The organism is Paenibacillus sp. LHD-38 (assembly GCF_031157315.1).
GTDB lineage: Bacteria > Bacillota > Bacilli > Paenibacillales > Paenibacillaceae > Pristimantibacillus.
Map to the genome: position 1 here is coordinate 1 of NZ_JAVIFU010000080.1, position 19706 is coordinate 19706.

Below are 19706 nucleotides of genomic sequence, written 5' to 3' on the forward strand. Positions count from 1 at the left end.
GCGCTTTAGTATCGTAACCATGAAAAGCATTAGGCTCGGACGGAGCCTTCAAGGAGGGGTGAGGTTACGAATCCCGATGATCTGAGAAGCCCCTGCCTTTAGGCATGGGGAGTCGTCACTTGTGGGATACAAAGCTGGACGGCGGCGTGGATGTTGCTAAAACAGGCAATATACCGCATAAAAACGAAACGCTCCAGGTTAGAACGAACAACCACCCTTACGCTAATTTGTATGTCAATATTGTTAATCAATATTTAACGAATATCAAAACCCAAAACAATGCCGCTACACCGCCTTCGGTCATTAGCTATACGGATGCTAACGGCAATGTGATTAAAGGCGACAGATTGCAGGTTCCGTTTTTCTTCCAATACAATAAAAACAACAAAGATGCAGACGGCACAGCAGCACCTATACTTGGACACATAGAGTTGATGTATACATGGACGAGTATCCAGCCTAATTATGTCAGCAGTGCAGGTACCGGCGTTCACTACAAAAACTATACGAATGCTTTAGACAGTCTGTTTTCAAGAGTAGAAGCTTTACCCTCTGGCTTAACAGCAGTTTCGCCAACGACTTCAGCGCAGCTGGACGGGAAAATTATCGGAACAAAAAACAAAGCTTTGGAATACAAACTGGTTTCTGAAACGGAATACAAAGCGGTAACCGGCGAAGCCATTACTAACCTTGTGCTAGGAACTTATAACGTGAGGTATGCAGCAAAAGCCGGATACAATGGTCCAACTCCTAGCGCAACAGGAATTCCGACCGCTGTTCCATACAAAGCAGGCCAATCCATTGATATCGTTATTCCTGCCAACACGGATCCAAGCGGTCCGATTACGCCAACGCCATCACCATCACCGTCGCCAACTGCGCCAGTCGGCGGAGATGACGGGACGTCTCCATCGGCTACGGTCTCAGCAACAACAGACTCTTCAACAGGTTCAACCGTTGCGAAAGCGACTACGGCTGTCATTTCAGGCTTAGTGGAGCAAGCGAAAAAAGCGGAAGCAGCAGGCAAATCGTCGGTGGTAGAGCTTAAGGTTGAAGCCACTACCCAAACCAAATCGGTTGAACTGAGCATTCCTAGAAATGCGTTTAATGATGTGGCGGCCAGCACAAACGCTGGAGTTAAAGCTAATTATGGAATCGCTACGGTTGTTTTTGCTCCAGAAGCGATAGAAAGCATCAGCAAAGCTGCTGAAACGGGAGACATCAGTATCATTATATCTAAGGGAGAGCTGACCGATGAAGGCAAGGAAGCATTGGGCGACCGCCCGGTTTATGACTTCTCCGTCTTTGCAGGCACTAGTCCGGTAACGACCTTTGGCGGCAGCCAGCTTCAAGTGAGCGTACCATATTCGTTACAAGCGGGAGAAGATCCAAATGCAGTTGTTGTTTACTATGTATCGGAATCAGGCCTCGAGACGATTCGAGGTAAATATAACTATAACGCAGCTGCGGGAACGGTAGATTTCGTTACCGCACATTTCTCCCAGTATATCGTCGGCTATAACAAAGTGAACTTCACGGATGTACCGGATACGGCTTGGTACGAGGATGCAGTCGGTTTCCTAGCTGCAAGAAGCATTACTACCGGAACAGACAAGGAGCATTACAGCCCGAATGCGACGGTAACGAGAGGACAATTCATTGTCTTCTTATTGAAAGCTTACGGCATCATGCCAAATGAAAAGGAGACAAATAACTTCTCTGATGCAGGAGATGCCTATTACACGAATTATTTGGGCGCAGCTAAACGCCTTGGCATAACGAACGGCATTGACGGTACTATATTTGAGCCTAATAGCAAAATTACGCGCCAAGACCTATTCACACTCCTTTACCGTTCGTTAGAAGTGCTGGGAGAGCTTCCAGCGGCAACCTCGAATGTTACCATGTCGAGCTTTAGCGATGCAGAACAAATTGCCGGTTACGCAAGCGACGCATTTAAATCGCTTGTAGAGGGCGGCATTGTTACTGGAAGCCAATCAAAGCTGAACCCTCGGGACTTCTCCACGAGAGCTCAGGTGGCGCAGGTGCTTTATAACTTGCTTTCTAAGTAATAAGTAAAAGAAAATGTTTTTCTAGGGAAATGGGTAGCCGATGGCTGCCCATTTTTCTCGTTATTACGTTCTTGAATCTCTCAGCGGGATGCTTTTTTGATATTAGTCGAATATTTCGGTATGCTGTTTACTAGCTAATACTAAATTGCAATGTTGAAGGTGATAGGATGGAGTCCATTTTACAGGTAAACAGTTTAACCGGCGGCTATAGCCCAAGAAGGCCGGTACTGCATGACATCTCTTTTGAGGTGAAGGCTGGCGAAATGGTTGGTCTCATTGGCCTAAATGGCGCCGGAAAGAGTACGACAATTAAGCATATTCTAGGACTTATGAAGCCGCAAATCGGGGATGTGCGGATTGACGGTGTGACTCTGGAGGAGGAAACGGAGCGTTACCGCGCTGCATTTGCTTATGTGCCGGAGACGCCGGTGCTGTTCGATGAGCTGACGGTGGAAGAGCATTTGCGTTTAACAGGCATGGCCTACAGCGTTAAGGACAACCACTATGAAGAACGAGAGGATGAGCTGTTAAAAGAGTTTCAGATGGTACCGAAGCGCAAAGCCTTCGCTTCCCATTTATCGAAGGGGATGAAACAGAAGGTCATGATTATGAATGCGCTGCTTGCGGAGCCGCCTTTGTACATTATAGATGAGCCGTTTCTCGGTCTTGATCCGCTCGGTATCCGCTCCTTGCTGGAAAGGTTGGTTGAGGTCAAGCGGAAGGGAGCAGCCATTCTGATGAGCTCGCATATCCTCTCAACGGTCGAGGCGTATTGCGATCGGTTTATCGTGATGCATCACGGTAAAATTGTTGCTATAGGCACGCTGGAGGATGTCAGGAAAGCAGCTGGAATGGACATGCGCGGCGGCTCGCTGGAGGATGCCTTCTATAAGCTAGTAACTGGGGGCCATGTTTAATGAGCCATGAACGTATGCTTGAAACGTTGTGGCATCGCCGCGCCAAAGCGTTCCGTGAGGAGGCGTTACCCTATTTCCGCTACATGGGTCAAAGCGGTTTTCCGGCATTTATGTCTTTGTTCATCATATCTTCGGCTATCGGCTACATCAATTTAATTCGTGATGTTCCCGCCGACTTTCCCATTGCGGCTGTCGGCATTACCGCGTTAACGCTGGTTCTGTGCTGGAGCCCGCTTCGGACCTGGCTTGTCGCAGGCGATGCCGTTTTTTTGATGCCGCGCGAAGCGGAAATGTCGGGTTATTTACGCCTATCGTTTCGATATAATACGATTGCTTGTTCGTTATTGGCGGCAGTCGTGTTTCTGTTGTACCTTCCCATTTATTTGCAAGGACCGGCTGTTAACGGAGGATGGGCGCTTGCCGTCATCGCTGTAGTTATGAAGGCAGTCAATATTTGGGGAGCCTGGAGAGAGCGGAGGATGACATGGCCGGGCATGAGGCGCCTGCTGCGTTTGCTGCGGTGGGTTATAACAGCTTTGATCATTGCGGCATGGCTTACGAGCTTGCTGTGGCAGGCAGCAGGTTTTACCGTACTTCTCTGCGCGCTATACGGCTTGCTATACCGCTTGCCAAGCAAGCACCGTTTGCCTTGGGAGAGGTTGATAGATGAGGAAGCGAGAACGCGGAAACGCTATTATGTTTTTTTCGGACTATTCATTGACGTGCCAACGCTTCCATCAAGTATCGCCAAAAGGCCGTATATCGCTTGGCTGCTCCGTGCAGTCCGCTATACGAGCCGCAATACATTCGTTTATCTCTATACGGCCTCGCTCCTGAGAACGGAGATGGGCGGGATGATTATTCGGCTGCTCTTCCTAGGCTGCTTGATCATCTATTGGTTTGCGGAGGCGGTGTCTTTATCTGGTTATGGCAGTATTCTTGTATTTTTTATTTTCATGGGATTGATTGCCGTTCAATTAAGCGGATTGCGTCACGTTCATCGCTATTCGGTATGGAAGCATGTATACCCTTTGCCGGAGAAGCAGCGAATCGAGCAATTTTTGAAGGTAGACCGCTTAGCTATGCTTGTATGCACGTCGCTGCTATGGCTTTTTGCAGCTCTGCCTCTAGCACTATCGGGCGTGTACATGCCATCGCTTGTTTCAGCGGCTCTAGCGCTAGCGTACCTTGCAATACGGCCTAGGCGTTTGCGTAAGAAGCTTGTTTTGGATGAGGATGAAGATTAAGCTTATTTATCTAAAAAAAACCGTGATCGCAGCCGTTGTCTTAGAGACAAGCCGCAATCACGGTTTTTTGCTTTTTAAATATGCTTATTGCGCGATTAATTCATTAACCGCTTTGTAAATCGTATCGAAAAGCTCTTCAAGATTCTCTTCCTCAATGCAGGAGAAGGCAACGCGCAGATCGGTTTCTCCCAGTGCAATCGTTCCGATGCCATACTGGTTAAGCAATTGAACGCGAACAGCTTCAGCTGTAACGCCGCTTAGCTTCAAGCACATAAAATAGCCGGAGTTAAACGGATAGTAACCCCAAACGTCACCGTAGCGGCCGCTGTCGAGCAGTTCTTTGACGCGGTTTGCACGGCCTTTCATGATTTCATATTTCTCCGCTTTTTGAGCTTCGAACTCAGTCGAAGTCAAAGCGCGCAATACGAATGTTTGCGAAGGATGAGGGCCGCTGGAAATGGTTGCGCGAATAATCCCGGTTGTTTTTTGCTCAAGTGCGGCAAGAACAGCAGCCGAACGCGATGCGTAAGTAATAAAACCTACGCGGAAGCCCCAAACGTACTCTTCCTTCGTTGCGCCGTCCACCTTGATCGCAAGGACGCGAGGGTGAAGGTCGGAAAGCTTAGCGAACAGAGATTCATGTAATGAATCCTCGAAAAACAAACCGAAATAAGCATCGTCGGTTACGACAACTACATTGATTCCGGCTTCTGCGGCATCACGAATCGCAGCGACGATTTCTTCGCCTTCCTCAGGGCCCGGCGTGTAGCCTGTCGGGTTGTTCGGGAAGTTAAGCACAACAATCGCTTTCCCTTTTGCTTTCTGAGCAAGCAAAGCCTCGCGCAGACCAGTGCTGTTAAAGCGGGTTTGATCATTGTATAGCGGATATTCCACGATTTCGGCACCGCGCCTGATACCGAAAGTCAGTTCGTAATTTTCCCAGTTCTTATTCGGGATAACAACCGCATCACCGGCATCTGCAAATAAATCGGCTACGATGCTAAGGCCGTGGGTCAAAGCATTCGTCACGACCGGCGTTCCGAAGCCCTTTGACTCAAGGGAAGGATTGTCTTTAATCATCTTGGTACGCCAAGCTGCACGAAGCTCGGGCTTCCCGCCGGGAGGTGCATATTCATATATGTCTTTCGGATTGTAAGCAGAGAGGGTCTCTTGGATCACCTTGAGATGCATTGGCTGTCCGCCTTCTGTTGCAATTCCGATAGTAGCGTTAAATTTAGTTGCTTTTGTTTTCGCTTCGGCGGACTGACTGAGTATGCCCTCCTTCGGGAAATAAATCGCTTTGCCTAAGGTTGACAACATCGCATAGACGTTCGGACTCTCCGATTTCAACGTCTCGTTTAACTGCTGAGCAAGTGGGTTCATGGACTTTATTCCATCCTTCCGAAATCATTCATTTGAATTGAGTATTATCAGGCGTGAGCCGTTTTCGCTTGTCGGGTGCTATTATAACATTTTTTCTAAGCTGCAAACCATTCTCAAAGCAAATTTTTTCGTAATTTTAGTCGGCTTGCACAAAAGTTTGCCACTGTTGTATGATGACGGCATAGATTTGTACAGGAGGTTGCATTATGCTGCACATTTCGCCGGATTCGTTCGTTCTTTTGCCTGCCTTTGCCAAAATCGTATGCGAGCCGGGCTGGAGATGGGCGAGACGGGAGAAGCCCATGGCCAATTTCGACTTATTTTATGTGTGGAGCGGTGAAGGGGAGGTTGAAGTTAACGGTATCCCGTACGAGGTAGGTCCGGGCAGCTGTTTTCTGTTTCGACCCGGTGATTACACAAGCGCTACACATAACCCTCAGCGGCCGCTGGTATTATCATATATTCATTTTGCCGTTAATGAAACGATAGACGCGGTGCCGAACCGGTATAGGCAATTGCAGGACACTGTTGATTTTGAATACATGCTCTCGCGTTACGTCAGGCTTTTTCTTGTTCAAACCTATGCAGCGGAGGAGGAGGCGCAGCTCGTTCTGAAGCAGCTGATGATTCATCTGCTGAGAGAGGACAAGCAGCTGCCCGTCGAGAAGAAGGCGAGCAACCAGCTGACAGAGGCGATTCACGAGGTGGCAAACTTTGTGCGCCAAAATCCGAGCATCGCTCACCGCGTTGAAGATTTGGCTATGCGCGCCCAGCTGTCGCCGCGGTATTTTTCGATGAAATTCAAAGAGCTGATCGGCATGTCGGTGCAAACCTATATGATACGCACAAGAATTGAGCGGGCACAGCATTTGCTTATGCATGCAGGCATGAATGTTACGGAGGTAGCCGATGCTCTAGGCTATCGCGATATCTTCTTCTTCAGCCGTCAGTTTAAGCAGTATACGGGACGCAGTCCATCGGAGATTAGATAAAAAACCCGCATCCCCTCAGCAATGGGGATGCGGGTTTTTTGCCGTACGAAAATGACATCCATGTGCTCTAGCTGTCTTGCATAGTGCCAAGACGCTCGCCCATGCTTACCTTCATGCCGAGCAAGCCGTTAGCGCGCGGCGTGAATTTTCCATCCTCCAGCAGCAGCACGACGGTGGATCCGAACTCGAAGTAGGCAAGCTCCTCACCTTTGAGCATTTCGGTTTTAAGAGGCTGCACATATTGAATGCTGCTCACGTTCATCGCGCCAACCTTAACGACTGCCGTTTCTCCTGTTTGATGCTGCATGTAGGTAATAAGCCTCTCGTTGCGGCTGAGCACTCTGCGCATATGGCGAAGGCCAAAGTCATTAACCGGATACACTCTGCCTGCTATATGCTCGCGTTCCACTACGCGTCCGCTAACCGGAGTGTGGATACGATGGTAATCGGTAGGACTTAAATAGAGAACGATATAATAACCGTTCATGTAATTAGCCGTTCTTGGAGAACGGTTAAGCAGCTCGTCGATCGTATAGTCCTGTCCTTTTACATTGACAATTGTACCGCTGTTTATGGAGCCAGCGCCCGTAATAAGGGCATCAACAGGGCTGACCAGCGAGTCTTCGGCTTCATGGATTTCCCGAAGCCCAGGCTTTAGCCGCCGGGTGAAAAACTCATTTAACGTCTTATATTGGGAAAGAGGTTTTTCTGCTTCCTCTATTTTAATGCCGTATGTCGATGCGAACCTGGATATAAACCGACGGCTGGCAGCAGATTGGGCAAATTTGCCGGTAATACGGGATATCCATTTGCGCGAGCTTAATTCTGTCATGGAACGAAGCAGCCATTTTATCATACGTGAACCGTCACGTCCTTTCCTGCAAGGGGCAATTAGTCCTGGCACCCACCACACAGTGTGACATATCCGATTCTATTTTTCAATATGAAACTGCTTTCCTTTTACTTGTAATGATGAAAACATAGACGGCTGAGGCTGCTAAAAGAGCTGCGAGGATGAATGCTGCAACGCTGACATCGGTATGCTGGCCTTCTTTGACAGCAACTGCGATAAAGGACCAGATGAAAACAAGGATAAAGGCAGGGTCGCGATATTCAAAGCCAATAGCAAGTGCGAGCAGGGTGGCTCCAACAAGCAGGGTAACGGTCCAGATGACATCGGATAAACCGAAGCCGTTCCAATCCGTTGCGGATATTGCGACCGTAATGTTTACGATGGTCGCCGTGCTAATCCAGCCCAGATAAATACTGAACGGAAGCCTTACGAGATAACGCTCGCCAGGCGCCTGCGATTGATTGTCTTTTCTAACGGCTTTATATATGACAATGAGAGACAGGAGCAGGGCAAGCATGATGAATACGCTGATGCCTAGTTTTTCGTAATGCCAAACGAGAATCCAAGCGATGTTAAGCAGGCAGCTGATTAGAAACCAAGGACCAATACTGTGTCCGATTTTACTGCTTGCTGCCAGCGGCCGCATCTGATAAGCGACATAGCCGATCAACAGCAGATAGATCACAGACCATATCGAGAACGCATAAGGTGCAGGGGTAATCAGCACAGGGTATTTAGCCGATAATTCCCCCGTTATTTTTCCGTTAATAGGAAGCCATTGCGCCAGTCCGTTAATGACAAGCACAGCGGCGAGTCCAATGAGATTTAACCATCGAAAGCTGTTTTTCATTGTCGATCCCTCCTTCGATTCATTTTTCTCATGAGGCTCATGTATCATATGTAAACAATCACGTTGTATTTTATTCACGTTATCTTGCAAGCAAAGCAGAATCCAGGTTTAAGGCTGGTTTAAATAACCGAACCTTTCACTAGAGGTGAAGGTAATTATGATGATCATGATAGGCGCAGCCTTAGCAGTCGGAACCGTCTTAATCGTATGGTAAAGCCATATGTGCAGACTGGCCAGCCGTATTTTTGACGGAATAGCGGTAGCTGCAGTCTTTTTATTTTTTGTAACTGCAGCGGATGCCGTTGCGGAGACACTCGTGCATGACACCGTATTTATGACGGAAGTGCATCGGGTCCTTAAAAATCCATTCTTTTTAATAAGCGGCACCTATCTGGGTCCCTATGCGCTCGCGAGAATCGCCATGCTGCCGGTTTACTTGCCTAGCTCGAAATAAGGAGCTATCTGTGCCGATTGTTTGGATCAGCGGATAGCCCCTTCGTTGTGGTGCAGGGTTGCTGCAGCAAGCCCCTTTTCATTATTCGATTACTCCCATACTCGCATACGCTGGAGTAGCAAGCCGTCCGTGCCTGCATTCGTGCCTCGTACGAACGGCTTCATAAAGTACGAAACATAATTGCCGTAGGCGTTTAGTTCCGCGTCCGCTAGCTCGTCTACCCAGTGAACCCCTTTTGGTACAGCTTCAAGCAGTAATGAGCATACGCCTCCGTAAATACCGCATGCCACTTGAAAATAGGTTGCGTTCGTTCCATAAGAATCATAAATCTCCTTATTGTGCATTACGTTGTATAAATAGCGCTCATGATCCTCGTATACGAGAAGAACGCCGACCAGATCGGAGCCTTCAAGCTCTGCATCGCGCGGATCAAGAAGCTGATGGTTCCAATCCCAGAGCTCATCCGAATTTTCTAAATGCTGATGAAGGATTGAAGTCGTAACCTCATTCACCTTATAAAGAAAACCGATCTCGAATGGATAACGCTCACCTAGTGAAAGTACTTCCTCGTGTGGCATTAGGCATCCTTCGAAGCTTTGTTCGCCAAGTCGAACGAAGAAGGTCTGCGCATAAACGGGATCATATAAAAATAAAGCGCGATGACGGCTGACGAACATGGGATAATTCAGAATCGCTTCATCCAAATAACATTCGGGTGACCATGTACTGTAAATCGTTTTTGGTTTAAGCAGCGTTCGATCGGCATAAAAGCTGTTGTCTGTTTCCACAATATAACAGGCCAGCGGCATCTTGTCTGGCTGCTCCTGCATGAGCGAGATAGCCATCCACTGCACGACGCCAGGGTTCATTCCTGACCCAATAATAGCTTGCAGCTCGGCGTATTTGCTTTTGTGTTCTTTTAACCTTACATAACGTTCAATGAGCGTAAAGCCTTCAAGCTCGTTAAGCTCATCCACCTCCGCGTTCTCTATAGCGGTATTCACGTATGCGACAGCCAGCTCATTGCAGCATTCAAGCATGTTTAACGTATCTGCCCAGGATGCGTCGATCACTAGAGTAGTAGACGTTTGAATCAGATGATGCTTGAATTTGTTCACATCCTGCAGGTCAATTTGGTGAAGCACAAGCTGATTGGCAAGCTGAGGGTAATAGGCTGAGATTTCATCGTGATTCTGAAGCTTTACATCTACACAGTGAATCTTGCTGCTTGTTAATTCCTTATGGAGCGGAGCATGCACATCTTGATTGACTCGTTCCAAAAGGGCCAGCACTGCTTTACCTACACCTCCGCCGCTCCCAAGCAGCGTAATGACGATATTGTTTTTTACCATAAAGCTAACAACTCCTTCCCGTTGCTGTCAGCATACGCAGGTTGCTGCTTGTCTGCCATTAGCATTAATTCCGTGCCAAACACACAAATTGTGTGCATTGCTGCGTGGAGTAATGTCAGCAGGCTAAAGCTTATAGGCATTTGTATACCATCAAAAAGACTAGCTGCAAGCTTGCGGTTAATTCCCGAATTCCAGTATGATAAGAGCAGACTTTGAAGGAGGATTTAACCATGAGTGAGCTTAAGCTTCGATTGCCGGAGGCTGTAATATTCGATATGGATGGCACGCTGTTTGAGACCGATACACTGCTTGTGCCTGTTCATCACCGCGTGTTTGAGACGCTTCGGGAGGAACGGCTGTACATGCAAGAAACACCGCCAGTAGAGCGTTTGCTTAGCTGCTTAGGGATGCTTCTGGAAGACATTTGGCGACAAGTCATGCCAGACAGCACGGAGGCTGCTCGGAAACGGGCTGATGATTTACTGCTCCAGTATGAGCTAGAGGGCTTGGCAGGGGGAGAGGGCGAACTTTATCCTCATGTGAAGGAGACGCTGCGCGAGCTCAAGTCACGCGGAGTTAAGCTGTTTGTCGCAAGCAATGGTCTGGAAGACTATGTGAAGGGCGTTGCCCGATATAAAGGAATTGATGAGCTGTTTGACGGTCTTTACAGCGCAGGTGAATACGCGACTTCGAGCAAGGTTGATCTAGTGGCGCGCCTGCTTCAAGATCATGGCATTCAATCCGCTTGGATGGTCGGCGACCGTTCCTCCGATGTGGAAGCGGGCAAAGGAAACGGATTGCAAACCATTGGCTGTGCCTACGCGACTTATGGACGTGCCGCGGAGCTTGACGGTGCAGATGTATTGATTTCCGATTTCCGCGAACTTACGGGACTGCTGGAGAAATAAATGAATTAGCCTCGCCTCTAATGTCTGAATGCGCCGTGAGATCCGGTTAGTCAGCCGATTAGAGCGAATGGCAGAGGGAGCGCAATTGTGGCTGAAGCAAGCTTGGATAATGATTTAATCGTGACCGCTGATCAGTTAAAAGAGATTATCGGTACCCCGCATGAAGCGGTTGTTAAGAAAAGCGTTTCTCAAATGGAGGACCATATTCGGCACTTCTTATCCTTATCCCCCTTGTTTTTCTTATCGACTTCGGATGCGGCGGGACGATGCGATTCGTCGCCGCGCGGTGATGATGCCGGCTTCGTGAAGACGCTGGATGATCACCGGCTTATCTATCCGGAACGGCCGGGAAACCGCCGGATCGACTCTTTGCTGAATATACTGCAAAATCCGCAAATCGGGATGCTGTTCATTATTCCCGGCATGCAGGAGGTGCTGCGCATTAATGGACGCGCATCGATTTCACGGAATGCGGAGCTTATCGAAAAGATGGAATGGAGCGGTAAAACAGCTGAGCTTGCTGTTATCGTGGAGGTTCAGGAATGCTTCATCCATTGTCCGCGTGCCCTTAAGCAGTCAGGCGTATGGGATGCGCAGACATGGCCTGGAGCAGAGGAATTGCCATCGTCAAAAGAGATGTTCAAGGCCCATTTGCAAATGAACGGCTATGAGCTGAAGTAACATGAAATAAAAACACCTGTTAAGAGGCTGCGGTTTGACGCAGGCCCCTAACAGGTGTTTTATTTTTATAATAGATTCCTATTCATTCAATCACGCTTAAAGCCCGCTTGAACGTCAGAAACGGCTGCCGGCTTTACCTTGGCTTTCTTGCTTTTCTTCTGATTATAGAGCCAAAGTGCATACTCGAGCGGACGAATAATGGCTTTGCGGTAAACCTCTTTCTCGCCAGCCTGTGCAAATACCTCCCGTGCTGGCTTCGGATTAACCTCAAGCAGCCAAATGCCGCCTTTGCGATCAATGGCCAAATCGAGCGCAAGCTCGCAAAGCCTGCCGTAGCTGAGCTCTAAATAAGCTGCAATCGCTACGCCGAGTTCTTCGGCCTCCTGCTTTACCTGCTCAGCCTTGGACTCATCGCCCAGCCATTCCTTCAGCAATGCACTCATCGTTGCAGCACTTCCGCCGCCATGTAAATTAGACGTGATGCTGCCGGCGGCGCCAATTCTGCCCGCGCATCCCGTTACTTCCCATGCGCCTTCGCCGTTTTTTTGGACGAGCATGCGATAATCGTGTACGCGCCCGCTGGTAAGTTTTATATGAATGCCCTGCTGGGCAATATAACGGTTGCTTTCTAAATTCCATGGCGCCAAATAGCTGCTTAGTTCTGCTGCTGAAATATTTTGCGGCCGGATAATTCGTCTTTCCTGGTCGCGACCTTGAATATGAAGCTGTCCGTCCTTCCGCTTCTCAATGCGTAAAATACCTCTTCCGCCTGTGCCGTTAATCGGCTTTAGATAGACGAGCGGATATTTCCTAAGCATGTCAGAAACGACGTGACTGTCTTCGATATATTTGGTTGCCGGCAGATACCCTTTAAAGCGGACATCCTTTGACAGGGTGCGGTGAACGGTCCATTTGTTTCGCAGCATGCGGTTAAGAAAGGTAAGATGACCATAGGTTTTGCGGAATTTCTTAAGCTGCTCGAAGCGGTAGGAGCGCTGGATGCGGCATCGGTCATAGATCATATTCGGAAATGAGGTCCACCTGCGCGACCAAGTCTTAGAGTCTGGGTCGTAGAACCATGCATGAATTGTATTTCCCGTATAATTGACATCCTTCGGGGTAAAAACGAAGACGCTAAGTCCTAGTTTTCGTCCGGCGGAAGTCATTTTTTGATAAATGGATCGCTCCTCCAGCAAGCCTGCTTCATTGAGGTACAAAGTCAGGATGCCTAGGATGGGCTGTGTCATTCGTGATTCCCCTTTCAAAACGAAGCGTCGGTTTGCCGGTTGGACCTCTATGCATGGATACGGCAGTCATGCCTAAGCGAAAGCACATCGCCATGCTAGCGGTGTTATCCGCAGCAACATTGCAGCTGAGCTTGCCTAAGCGCTGAATCATGGCCTGAAAGAGGGAGCTGCCGATCCCGAGGCTTCTTGCTTCCGGGTGAACGACGACCATGCAGGCGGCTTCGCCGCCTGCCTCGGCAAAGCCGAAGCCGACGATGCGGCTGCCATGCTTCGCAATGACAGCCACCGCCCCGCATTGACGGTTCAATCCTTCTTCAAGTAAAGCGGGGTCAAGCTTGCGAAGCGCATGGATGGTCGATACGGCAAGCCGCTTATCCCCGAATCGTATGGAAAAGCCTATGAGTCTTTTTTGTTCCGCTAACCATGATTCCGGTGTAAGCAGCTCTAGTTCCATGTTATGCGCCTCCCGCTTTTTCTGTTTTTAGCCTTGCTAAATAAGCGCCGTAATGAAAAATACGTTCCAGTGATTTTTTGCGAATATGCGGTTCATCGAATTTCATTGGCTTAGAATTCGCTTCGAAAAACCACATGTTGCCGTAACTGTCCACCCCTAAATCCATTGACATCTCGCCAAGCAGTTGACCGGAAGCACGTTCAATCTGTTTGGCAATCAGAACGGCGGTGTTTTTAGCTTTTATTAGCAGTTTACGCCCCTGCTCTTCATTAAATGAATTAACGAGCAGCTTTTCGGGATCATCAATCATCCCGCCGCGCGGAACATGGGTTGTAATACTGGAAACGCCGGCGATCCGCGCGCCAATTCCGGTAATATCCCATTGTCCGCGCTGGTTTTTTTGAACAAGCGCACGTAGATCGAAACTTCTCTCATTGAAAGAAGCAAGCCTGATCCCCTGCTGCGCAATATAGGCTTCTCCGCCGCTTTGCTTCTGGATACGGCTCCAGAGCTTATAGATCGTAGAGCAGTTGTAGGTGGCGCTTTTTTTGTTTTCTTGAATTTTCAGCCGGTAGGGGAGCTGCTTCTCGGCATAAACCTTAATCGTCATTATGCCTTTGCCGGCTTTTCCGCTCTCGGGTTTTAAATAGAGATAGGAATGCTTTTGCATCATCCGGCCAAGGCCTGTTATCGTTATCAGCTTGCGCGTCGTAGGAATATAGGGTTTGGTCGTCTTCGATAAACGGAGCCATTCGAAGAGATCCCATTTGTTGAAGAAAGCCGGATTAAACAGGGTCACTCGCGGATGCTTTTGGCAGGCATTGATTTTTTGCTTGACCGCGGGCTGAATCTCATCCTCCCGCAGGGGAATCCGATTGTAGATAATGTCGGGAAAAGGCAGCAGGCGCTGCTGCCAGCTATCCTCGTGCTCGTTGTAAACGAAGCCCTTGAGGGTGCTCCTTGTGAGCAGCAGGTTTTTGACGGTCAGAACATAGACGATAAAGCCCATGGATTGGCCGGTTCGGATAATATCAACAAAGTTGCTGCGGTTGCCGCGAAAAAGCTGTATATTATCCTCAATTGTCAAAATGGCGAGAACGGTTCTGCCGGCGCGCTGCTCTCTGGAATCCGAGTCTCCGGGAAGTATGCTGTCCATCAGTTATTACCTCCCTGGCCTTGGAAGCGGCTGAGGTAAAGGCAGTGCTCTAAGATATAAGACAGTGAAGCCCGCCCTTCGGAACGCAGCGCCGGATGCTTGAAGATCGAACGGCCAGGTTTGGCATTGGCCTCGAACATCCACACTTCCCCGTCCTTATCAATGCCAAGATCCAGTCCCAGCTCGCCGAGGCGGTGCGGATAGTTGCGTTCGATCGCTTCGGAGAGCTTGATGGAGGCGAGCTTCGCTTTTTCAAGCACGGCTTCGGCTTCCGTTCCGAACGTCTTGCTGAGGGCTTGCTCAGGCGTCATGAGTGAACCGCCGTTTTTGACATGTGTCGTGACGCTGCCGCGTCCTGCTTTCTTGGCTCCTATGCCGGCGGGAATCCATTCGTTATTTCCGTTCTTATGCATATGGAAGCGGAAATCGAGCGGGCAGCTGTCTATTTCGACGAGGCGGATCCCCTGCTGAACGACATAATGATTCAAGCTGCTGCCGTGCTTTGCCTGAAGCATCCGCATAAGGCTGCTAAAATTATTGAACCGCAGAAGTACATTTTCGCTGCCCTTGCGGTAACGTGCGAAATAACCGCGCTTCGGATGATAGGTCAGACGATAAATGCCGACGCCGAGACTTCCTGCGGTAGGTTTGAAATAAAGAAACTGATGCCTCTCGAGCATTTCCTTTATTTTTTCGGCAGAAGGACCGGAAACGGATTCGGGCAGATAGTTCAAAGCTTCCGGATCATTATCTAGAAGCTTATAAACATCGGCTTTGTTGAAGAAGCTCCAGTTGAAAAACGGGATTTTGCGGCGAACAAAGCGCTCCCGCAGCGAGTTAATGGAAGCGGACGTTTCCGCTTTCCGGCTCGGCAGCCGATTGTATACGACATCCGGCAGCGGCACGATTTTACGGTACCAGCCGCCCTGCGAATTCAGGAAGTAGCCGTTGACTGTTTCCTGCTGCCAGTTGATGTCGCTCGGCGTAAAACCGAAGAGGTAAGCTTTTGACTCGCCGGTTTGGATGACCTGCTTAATAAACCCGGTGCGGGGACCGAAGGGATTGCTTTCGGATCGTATGGGGTTATCGCTCAGTATGCCGACTAACGGTCCGAGCTGAACCTCATTTTCACCGGAATTAAGCACATAAACGTTGCCTGATTTCGGAACTTTAATCGATTGGCGGACGCCTGCTGATAAATACAAATGATTTCCGGGCCGTTTCAGCTGCTTTATTTCAGCGACGATCACCTCATTGCCAAGCTTGAGGTGAACCGATTTTTTGCCGGAGAGCTTTAGATGCTTTAACAGCGGGCTGGACAGATATACGATTTTATTTGATTGCTGTGAGAAATGTACGTTACAAGTTGTCAAACTCATCGATGAACCTCCTGAACGTTGAAAGGCCGTAATAGGTTGTCGGTGCTTGAATGATGAAGACGGCCGTTTGCGAATTCATTGGCTACAAAGGACGGTGATAAGCGCCTAGTCAGAGTGCGTGCATATAAAAGCGGTCTTTCAATCGAAAACCGCTCGGCCTCATGGTCGCCTATGATTTGAAAGGAAGAGCGACCAGGCTTGGAGTTCGCTTCGAGCAGCCATAGCCGGCCGCTCTTATCAATACCATAATCTAATCCAAGCTCGGCAAGTCTGCCGAATTTATTTTCCAGTCGTTCTGCTGTTTGCTTGCTTATTGTATGGATCTGCTCTAGCAAACGTTCGGCTTTTGACTTGCCAATTTTGGCAGAAAGCAGCTGAGAGGCTGCATGAGCCCCGCCGCCTCCGTGCAGATTGGACGTCAAGGATCCCTCTTGACCTGTACGCACTGCAACCCCTGAGATTGACCAGCTGCTTTTTTCATCCTTTTGGATGAGTGCCCTTACGTCAAACGGCTTGTTATCCTCCCCGCTAAGCTCTAAATAAGGCTGTATTAAATAGGAGGAGTGCTTAACGAAACGCGTGATCCATTTTTCAAAAGCTTGATCCTCCGTAAAAGCGATCGTAAAGGAATTGTTCTGGCGGCTGCGGCCTGTTACGAGCGTAGACCGCTCAAGCAGGCAGCGCGTCACATGGACGATGCCTCTGCCCTGCATGCCTGAAGAGGGCTTTAGTATCATACCGCCGCTATGCTGTTCAGCTAGCCGCAGTAGCTGCTTTGCTGCGATGAACGGCAGCGTATGGGGCAAATGCTTTTCCAGTAAGCTCTGCCCTTTAAGTGCCTCATATACCGTAAGCTTTGCCGGAAGCGTTCCGTTTAGCAGCCGATGGGGCTTGATTTGAGTCAGCTTGCTCAGCATGCGGCGGCAGCCTAACCTTTGGCCCGCATCGGTAAAAAAGCATCGATCGTATACGATATCGGGCAGCGGTACGGGCTGACGTGTAAAGCGATTTTGCTCCCAGCGGTAGCCAAAGAGCTGCTTCGAATGCATCGGAAAACCTTCCGCGGCAAATACATAAACATCGATACCAAGCTGCTTGCCTGCTAGGCTGAGCGCTCTGTAGAAGGAGGGCTCAGGCAAAATGGGCTTTGATTCGCGATCCAGGGTAATCGAGGCGACGACAATACCGAGTATGACCATTTGAGCCTGCATGGAAGCCTCCGTTAAAAGCCCGATAAGAATCGGGAATATTGAATCATCATGCGGACAGACGGGCGAATCTTATTGTCATTCAGCGGCGTATTATCGTTTTTGGAAGGCTTTGAATTCACCTCGAGCAGCCATACGCGACCGCTCGTATCCATTGCAAGGTCGATGCCAAGTTCCCCAAAATGTGCCGGGATTTGGGTGTCCACGCCCCTTGCGATATTAAGTGCAGCCTGTTGGAGCCGATACACCGCGTCCTGCTTGCTGACCCCGGCTTGCAAGTTAGACTTTGCAACGGCTTCGCCAACCGTGCTGAGCGTACCGCCGCGTGCCAAATTCGAGACAAAATGATGGTTTCCGGCCGTTCGGGCCACAATGGATGTAATCGTCCATTTACCGCTGGCGTTTTTTTGGACGAGTGCGCGAAAGTCGACCGGCCGCTTCTGGATCTCGATCAGCTGCAGCCCCTGTTGAATTTGATACCGTACCGTTTTCATCTTGACGGAAAGGGATGAGAACAGCTGAAGCAAACTGGTATGCTGCTGTCTGCGAGTGCCAGCCGCGGTTGCGTACATGGCTTGATAATTGCCCGCGTCGAGACGCGTTACCCGAATGATTCCTTTGCCTAAGCTGCCGCGAACCGGTTTGAGAAATACGCTGTTGTACCGGGAACACATCGACTTCAGCGTCGTGTAGTTTCGAAGCAAATGCGATTCCGGCAAATAGCGGACTAAGGTTTCATCTTTCTTCAGCGCGTCGAAAACTTCGGTTTTATCCAAAAACTTTTCGTTGAAAACGGTCGTCTGATGCTGCAGTTTTACTTCTTTCATGAAATGTTGTACGCTGGGTCTATTCTCCAATTTCCGTGAGGTTAGACGGTTATTGACGACATCGGGAACAGGCATAGTGGCCTTGCGCCAGCCGTCTGCATAGATCCAACCGTCAACATTGTCGAGACTTGTGCCGATCTGGTTCGGTGTGAAAAAATAAACGTATGCGCCTTGCGCCGTACAGGCTTCTACAAGCTCCCTGCAAAACATGGTAATGGAACCAAAGGGTTTATCCGGCATATGCGGGTAATCCCGGCTGACTAGAACGCCGATTAACGGTCCCATAACAAGTGTAGCTGTGCTGGCTTTATATTGCAGTCGAATGGCTGTGCCGTTTGATAACCCCATTAGTCTGGCTAAGCTTTGGCTCATTCTCATTCCATCGTACTTTGCGACAGGAATGATCTTCACATGCTGCCGAAAAGCACCAAACTTCAAAATGATGTGCTGGCCTTGAGGGATTTTCCACTGCCTTACAAGTTTTTCGCCAAGCATAAGCGTATCTTCCGGAAGCATGCCGGAGCTGATCACCTGTACGGCTACTTTCGATTTGAGCATCATAAATCTCCTTCCAAGCAGGAGGATGACGATAAGTGGTAAGCGGCCTATAGGTGTTTTACACGAATTACTTCATCATATGAGGACATCTATCCCTTTGTGAATCCGAAACGGGCCGTATGCTTGTGTAGTTTTCGTTAGCTTTTCCATAAAGGACTTGGCTCTTCTTTCGATGAGGGGTTATGATTGAACCAATAGAATAATAAATAAGAACTTAAAGGAATGGGAGAGATACGGATGAATGTATATGACAAAGCTTATGAATTAGCCAAAGCGCTTAAGGATAGCGAGGAAGCAAAGCTGCTGAAGCTCGCCAAGGAGGAAGCGGAAGCCAATCCCGAGGCCAAAAGCATGCTGGATGATTTTCGCGAGCGCCAAACCTTCCTGCAGCAAAAAATGATGGCCGGTGAAGAACCTTCTGCCGAGGACATGGAAAAGATGAACAAGCTCTACGAGGTCATCTCGCAAAATCCGCTGATCGGCAAGCTGCTCGATGCGGAGCGCCGCTTTGCGGTCGTGTTCGAGGATGTTAACCGCATTATGTCTGATGTATTGAAGTCTATCGTAGATTAAGCGTAAACGGCTGTCGCCGTCCTTTGGCGGTAAAAGATAAAAGACATATAACCTGTCCCTGCTTCATAGAATGGTAATGCGGACAAGATGATTGGCCGCTTATGACTCAGTGAAGGAGCTGAAGGCATGTTTTCCGGAAAAGGCCGTCATGTATTGTATTTGCTTATAGCGCTTGCGATGCTCGTATATGCGTTTCCGCGTCTGGAACTAAGCGCGCCGTGGAGCTTAATGAGTGTATTTGGACTAGTGTGGCTCGCGTTTGCTTCACTGATTGTCATCGCGAATGTCAATGCGTTGGTTATGAGTGAGGAGAAACGAAGAGAGCTGGCTCGCATTAAGAAGGCAAAGGCGCAGTTTTGGGAACAGAAACTTTTGCAGAAAGCTTCTGCTTCCAAGAGAGCACGCGGCTAGCTTGCTATTGAGATGCATCGCGAATGAGCTGCTGAAAAAAAAGAAGACCCGCTGGTCCAATGGACTAAACTGGCCCCTTAGTCAAGGACACTTTGAAAAAAAGAGTGTTAAGCTGCACTTAGTAGATGATTCCTGTACTGAACAGGAGTCATCTTTTTTAGTCCCCACTGATATCGGTGATGGT

General features: G+C 49.0%; 19 protein-coding genes. 9 read left to right on the top strand and 10 right to left on the bottom strand.

Features of this window, described 5'->3' with window-relative positions; translation table 11 throughout:
- Positions 1-119 precede the first annotated feature (119 nt).
- From RCO25_RS32625 to RCO25_RS32635, 3 genes are all read left to right on the top strand, one after another.
- The gene (locus tag RCO25_RS32625; protein WP_309000234.1) at positions 120-2072 is read left to right on the top strand and encodes an S-layer homology domain-containing protein; all 1953 of its coding nucleotides are present in this window, start codon (positions 120-122) and stop codon (positions 2070-2072) included.
- Positions 2073-2239: 167 nt separating this feature from the next.
- Positions 2240-2989, top strand: coding sequence for an ABC transporter ATP-binding protein (locus RCO25_RS32630; protein WP_309000235.1), 750 nt, complete (start codon positions 2240-2242; stop codon positions 2987-2989).
- Positions 2989-4236: an ABC transporter permease gene (locus tag RCO25_RS32635; RefSeq protein WP_309000236.1), complete on the top strand. Its 1248-nt coding sequence runs from the start codon at positions 2989-2991 to the stop codon at positions 4234-4236. The genes RCO25_RS32630 and RCO25_RS32635 overlap by 1 nt, the downstream gene beginning before the upstream one ends.
- Before the next feature lie 84 nt (positions 4237-4320).
- On the opposite strand, the gene RCO25_RS32640 is transcribed toward RCO25_RS32635, so the two are convergent.
- Positions 4321-5619 (bottom strand): aminotransferase class I/II-fold pyridoxal phosphate-dependent enzyme, encoded by a 1299-nt coding sequence (locus RCO25_RS32640; RefSeq protein WP_309000237.1) that lies wholly within the window; start codon positions 5617-5619, stop codon positions 4321-4323.
- 206 nt (positions 5620-5825) lie between these two features.
- On the opposite strand from RCO25_RS32640, the gene RCO25_RS32645 reads away from it, so the two are divergent.
- Positions 5826-6611 carry a helix-turn-helix domain-containing protein gene (locus tag RCO25_RS32645; RefSeq protein WP_309000238.1) on the top strand — a complete coding sequence of 262 codons (786 nt, stop codon included), beginning with the start codon at positions 5826-5828 and terminating at the stop codon, positions 6609-6611.
- Between the two features lie 67 nt (positions 6612-6678).
- On the opposite strand, the gene asd is transcribed toward RCO25_RS32645, so the two are convergent.
- Both asd and RCO25_RS32655 read right to left on the bottom strand, forming a co-directional pair.
- Positions 6679-7467: an archaetidylserine decarboxylase gene (asd, locus tag RCO25_RS32650; RefSeq protein ID WP_309000239.1), complete on the bottom strand. Its 789-nt coding sequence runs from the start codon at positions 7465-7467 to the stop codon at positions 6679-6681.
- 82 nt (positions 7468-7549) lie between these two features.
- Positions 7550-8314 (bottom strand): TspO/MBR family protein, encoded by a 765-nt coding sequence (locus tag RCO25_RS32655; RefSeq protein WP_309000240.1) that lies wholly within the window; start codon positions 8312-8314, stop codon positions 7550-7552.
- A gap of 220 nt (positions 8315-8534) precedes the next feature.
- Between RCO25_RS32655 and RCO25_RS32660 the strand changes: the two genes are divergently transcribed.
- Entirely contained in the window at positions 8535-8768 is a 234-nt protein-coding gene (locus tag RCO25_RS32660) for a hypothetical protein (RefSeq protein ID WP_309000241.1), read from the top strand.
- A gap of 89 nt (positions 8769-8857) precedes the next feature.
- On the opposite strand, the gene RCO25_RS32665 is transcribed toward RCO25_RS32660, so the two are convergent.
- Positions 8858-10120: a saccharopine dehydrogenase NADP-binding domain-containing protein gene (locus RCO25_RS32665; RefSeq protein ID WP_309000242.1), complete on the bottom strand. Its 1263-nt coding sequence runs from the start codon at positions 10118-10120 to the stop codon at positions 8858-8860.
- 230 nt (positions 10121-10350) lie between these two features.
- Between RCO25_RS32665 and RCO25_RS32670 the strand changes: the two genes are divergently transcribed.
- Positions 10351-11028 (top strand): HAD family hydrolase, encoded by a 678-nt coding sequence (locus RCO25_RS32670; RefSeq protein ID WP_309000243.1) that lies wholly within the window; start codon positions 10351-10353, stop codon positions 11026-11028.
- Positions 11029-11115: 87 nt separating this feature from the next.
- Positions 11116-11709 carry an MSMEG_1061 family FMN-dependent PPOX-type flavoprotein gene (locus tag RCO25_RS32675; protein WP_309000244.1) on the top strand — a complete coding sequence of 198 codons (594 nt, stop codon included), beginning with the start codon at positions 11116-11118 and terminating at the stop codon, positions 11707-11709.
- An 86-nt stretch (positions 11710-11795) separates the two neighbouring features.
- On the opposite strand, the gene RCO25_RS32680 is transcribed toward RCO25_RS32675, so the two are convergent.
- The 6 genes from RCO25_RS32680 to RCO25_RS32705 are packed head-to-tail and all read right to left on the bottom strand — an operon-like array spanning position 11796 to position 18538.
- Positions 11796-12956 carry a YheC/YheD family endospore coat-associated protein gene (locus RCO25_RS32680; RefSeq protein WP_309000245.1) on the bottom strand — a complete coding sequence of 387 codons (1161 nt, stop codon included), beginning with the start codon at positions 12954-12956 and terminating at the stop codon, positions 11796-11798.
- Positions 12913-13410, bottom strand: coding sequence for a GNAT family N-acetyltransferase (locus RCO25_RS32685; protein WP_309000246.1), 498 nt, complete (start codon positions 13408-13410; stop codon positions 12913-12915). Before RCO25_RS32685 ends, RCO25_RS32680 begins: the two co-directional genes overlap by 44 nt.
- Position 13411: 1 nt before the next feature.
- Positions 13412-14566, bottom strand: coding sequence for a YheC/YheD family endospore coat-associated protein (locus tag RCO25_RS32690; RefSeq protein ID WP_309000247.1), 1155 nt, complete (start codon positions 14564-14566; stop codon positions 13412-13414).
- A complete protein-coding gene (locus RCO25_RS32695; RefSeq protein ID WP_309000248.1) occupies positions 14566-15945 on the bottom strand; it encodes a YheC/YheD family endospore coat-associated protein in 1380 nt (459 codons plus the stop codon). The genes RCO25_RS32690 and RCO25_RS32695 overlap by 1 nt, the downstream gene beginning before the upstream one ends.
- Positions 15942-17156, bottom strand: a complete 1215-nt coding sequence (locus RCO25_RS32700) for a YheC/YheD family endospore coat-associated protein (protein WP_309000249.1) — start codon at positions 17154-17156, stop codon at positions 15942-15944. The genes RCO25_RS32695 and RCO25_RS32700 overlap by 4 nt, the downstream gene beginning before the upstream one ends.
- Before the next feature lie 11 nt (positions 17157-17167).
- Positions 17168-18538 carry a YheC/YheD family endospore coat-associated protein gene (locus RCO25_RS32705; protein WP_309000252.1) on the bottom strand — a complete coding sequence of 457 codons (1371 nt, stop codon included), beginning with the start codon at positions 18536-18538 and terminating at the stop codon, positions 17168-17170.
- Positions 18539-18775: 237 nt separating this feature from the next.
- On the opposite strand from RCO25_RS32705, the gene RCO25_RS32710 reads away from it, so the two are divergent.
- Together RCO25_RS32710 and RCO25_RS32715 are read left to right on the top strand one after the other, a co-directional pair.
- A complete protein-coding gene (locus RCO25_RS32710) occupies positions 18776-19111 on the top strand; it encodes a YlbF/YmcA family competence regulator (protein ID WP_309000250.1) in 336 nt (111 codons plus the stop codon).
- A gap of 126 nt (positions 19112-19237) precedes the next feature.
- Positions 19238-19522: a hypothetical protein gene (locus RCO25_RS32715; RefSeq protein WP_309000251.1), complete on the top strand. Its 285-nt coding sequence runs from the start codon at positions 19238-19240 to the stop codon at positions 19520-19522.
- Positions 19523-19706 lie beyond the last annotated feature (184 nt).

Excerpts from the sequence above, each read along its gene's own strand:
- RCO25_RS32680 (WP_309000245.1), bottom strand. The coding sequence starts at position 12,956 with ATGACACAGCCCATCCTAGGCATCCTGACTTTGTACCTCAATGAAGCA.
- RCO25_RS32665 (WP_309000242.1), bottom strand. The coding sequence starts at position 10,120 with ATGGTAAAAAACAATATCGTCATTACGCTGCTTGGGAGCGGCGGAGGT.
- RCO25_RS32655 (WP_309000240.1), bottom strand. The coding sequence starts at position 8,314 with ATGAAAAACAGCTTTCGATGGTTAAATCTCATTGGACTCGCCGCTGTG.
- RCO25_RS32690 (WP_309000247.1), bottom strand. The coding sequence starts at position 14,566 with ATGGACAGCATACTTCCCGGAGACTCGGATTCCAGAGAGCAGCGCGCC.
- RCO25_RS32685 (WP_309000246.1), bottom strand. The coding sequence starts at position 13,410 with ATGGAACTAGAGCTGCTTACACCGGAATCATGGTTAGCGGAACAAAAA.
- RCO25_RS32645 (WP_309000238.1), top strand. The coding sequence starts at position 5,826 with ATGCTGCACATTTCGCCGGATTCGTTCGTTCTTTTGCCTGCCTTTGCC.
- RCO25_RS32660 (WP_309000241.1), top strand. The coding sequence starts at position 8,535 with ATGTGCAGACTGGCCAGCCGTATTTTTGACGGAATAGCGGTAGCTGCA.
- RCO25_RS32705 (WP_309000252.1), bottom strand. The coding sequence starts at position 18,538 with ATGCTCAAATCGAAAGTAGCCGTACAGGTGATCAGCTCCGGCATGCTT.
- RCO25_RS32710 (WP_309000250.1), top strand. The coding sequence starts at position 18,776 with ATGAATGTATATGACAAAGCTTATGAATTAGCCAAAGCGCTTAAGGAT.
- RCO25_RS32715 (WP_309000251.1), top strand. The coding sequence starts at position 19,238 with ATGTTTTCCGGAAAAGGCCGTCATGTATTGTATTTGCTTATAGCGCTT.
- RCO25_RS32635 (WP_309000236.1), top strand. The coding sequence starts at position 2,989 with ATGAGCCATGAACGTATGCTTGAAACGTTGTGGCATCGCCGCGCCAAA.
- RCO25_RS32700 (WP_309000249.1), bottom strand. The coding sequence starts at position 17,156 with ATGCAGGCTCAAATGGTCATACTCGGTATTGTCGTCGCCTCGATTACC.
- RCO25_RS32630 (WP_309000235.1), top strand. The coding sequence starts at position 2,240 with ATGGAGTCCATTTTACAGGTAAACAGTTTAACCGGCGGCTATAGCCCA.
- RCO25_RS32670 (WP_309000243.1), top strand. The coding sequence starts at position 10,351 with ATGAGTGAGCTTAAGCTTCGATTGCCGGAGGCTGTAATATTCGATATG.
- RCO25_RS32640 (WP_309000237.1), bottom strand. The coding sequence starts at position 5,619 with ATGAACCCACTTGCTCAGCAGTTAAACGAGACGTTGAAATCGGAGAGT.
- RCO25_RS32695 (WP_309000248.1), bottom strand. The coding sequence starts at position 15,945 with ATGAGTTTGACAACTTGTAACGTACATTTCTCACAGCAATCAAATAAA.
- asd (WP_309000239.1), bottom strand. The coding sequence starts at position 7,467 with ATGATAAAATGGCTGCTTCGTTCCATGACAGAATTAAGCTCGCGCAAA.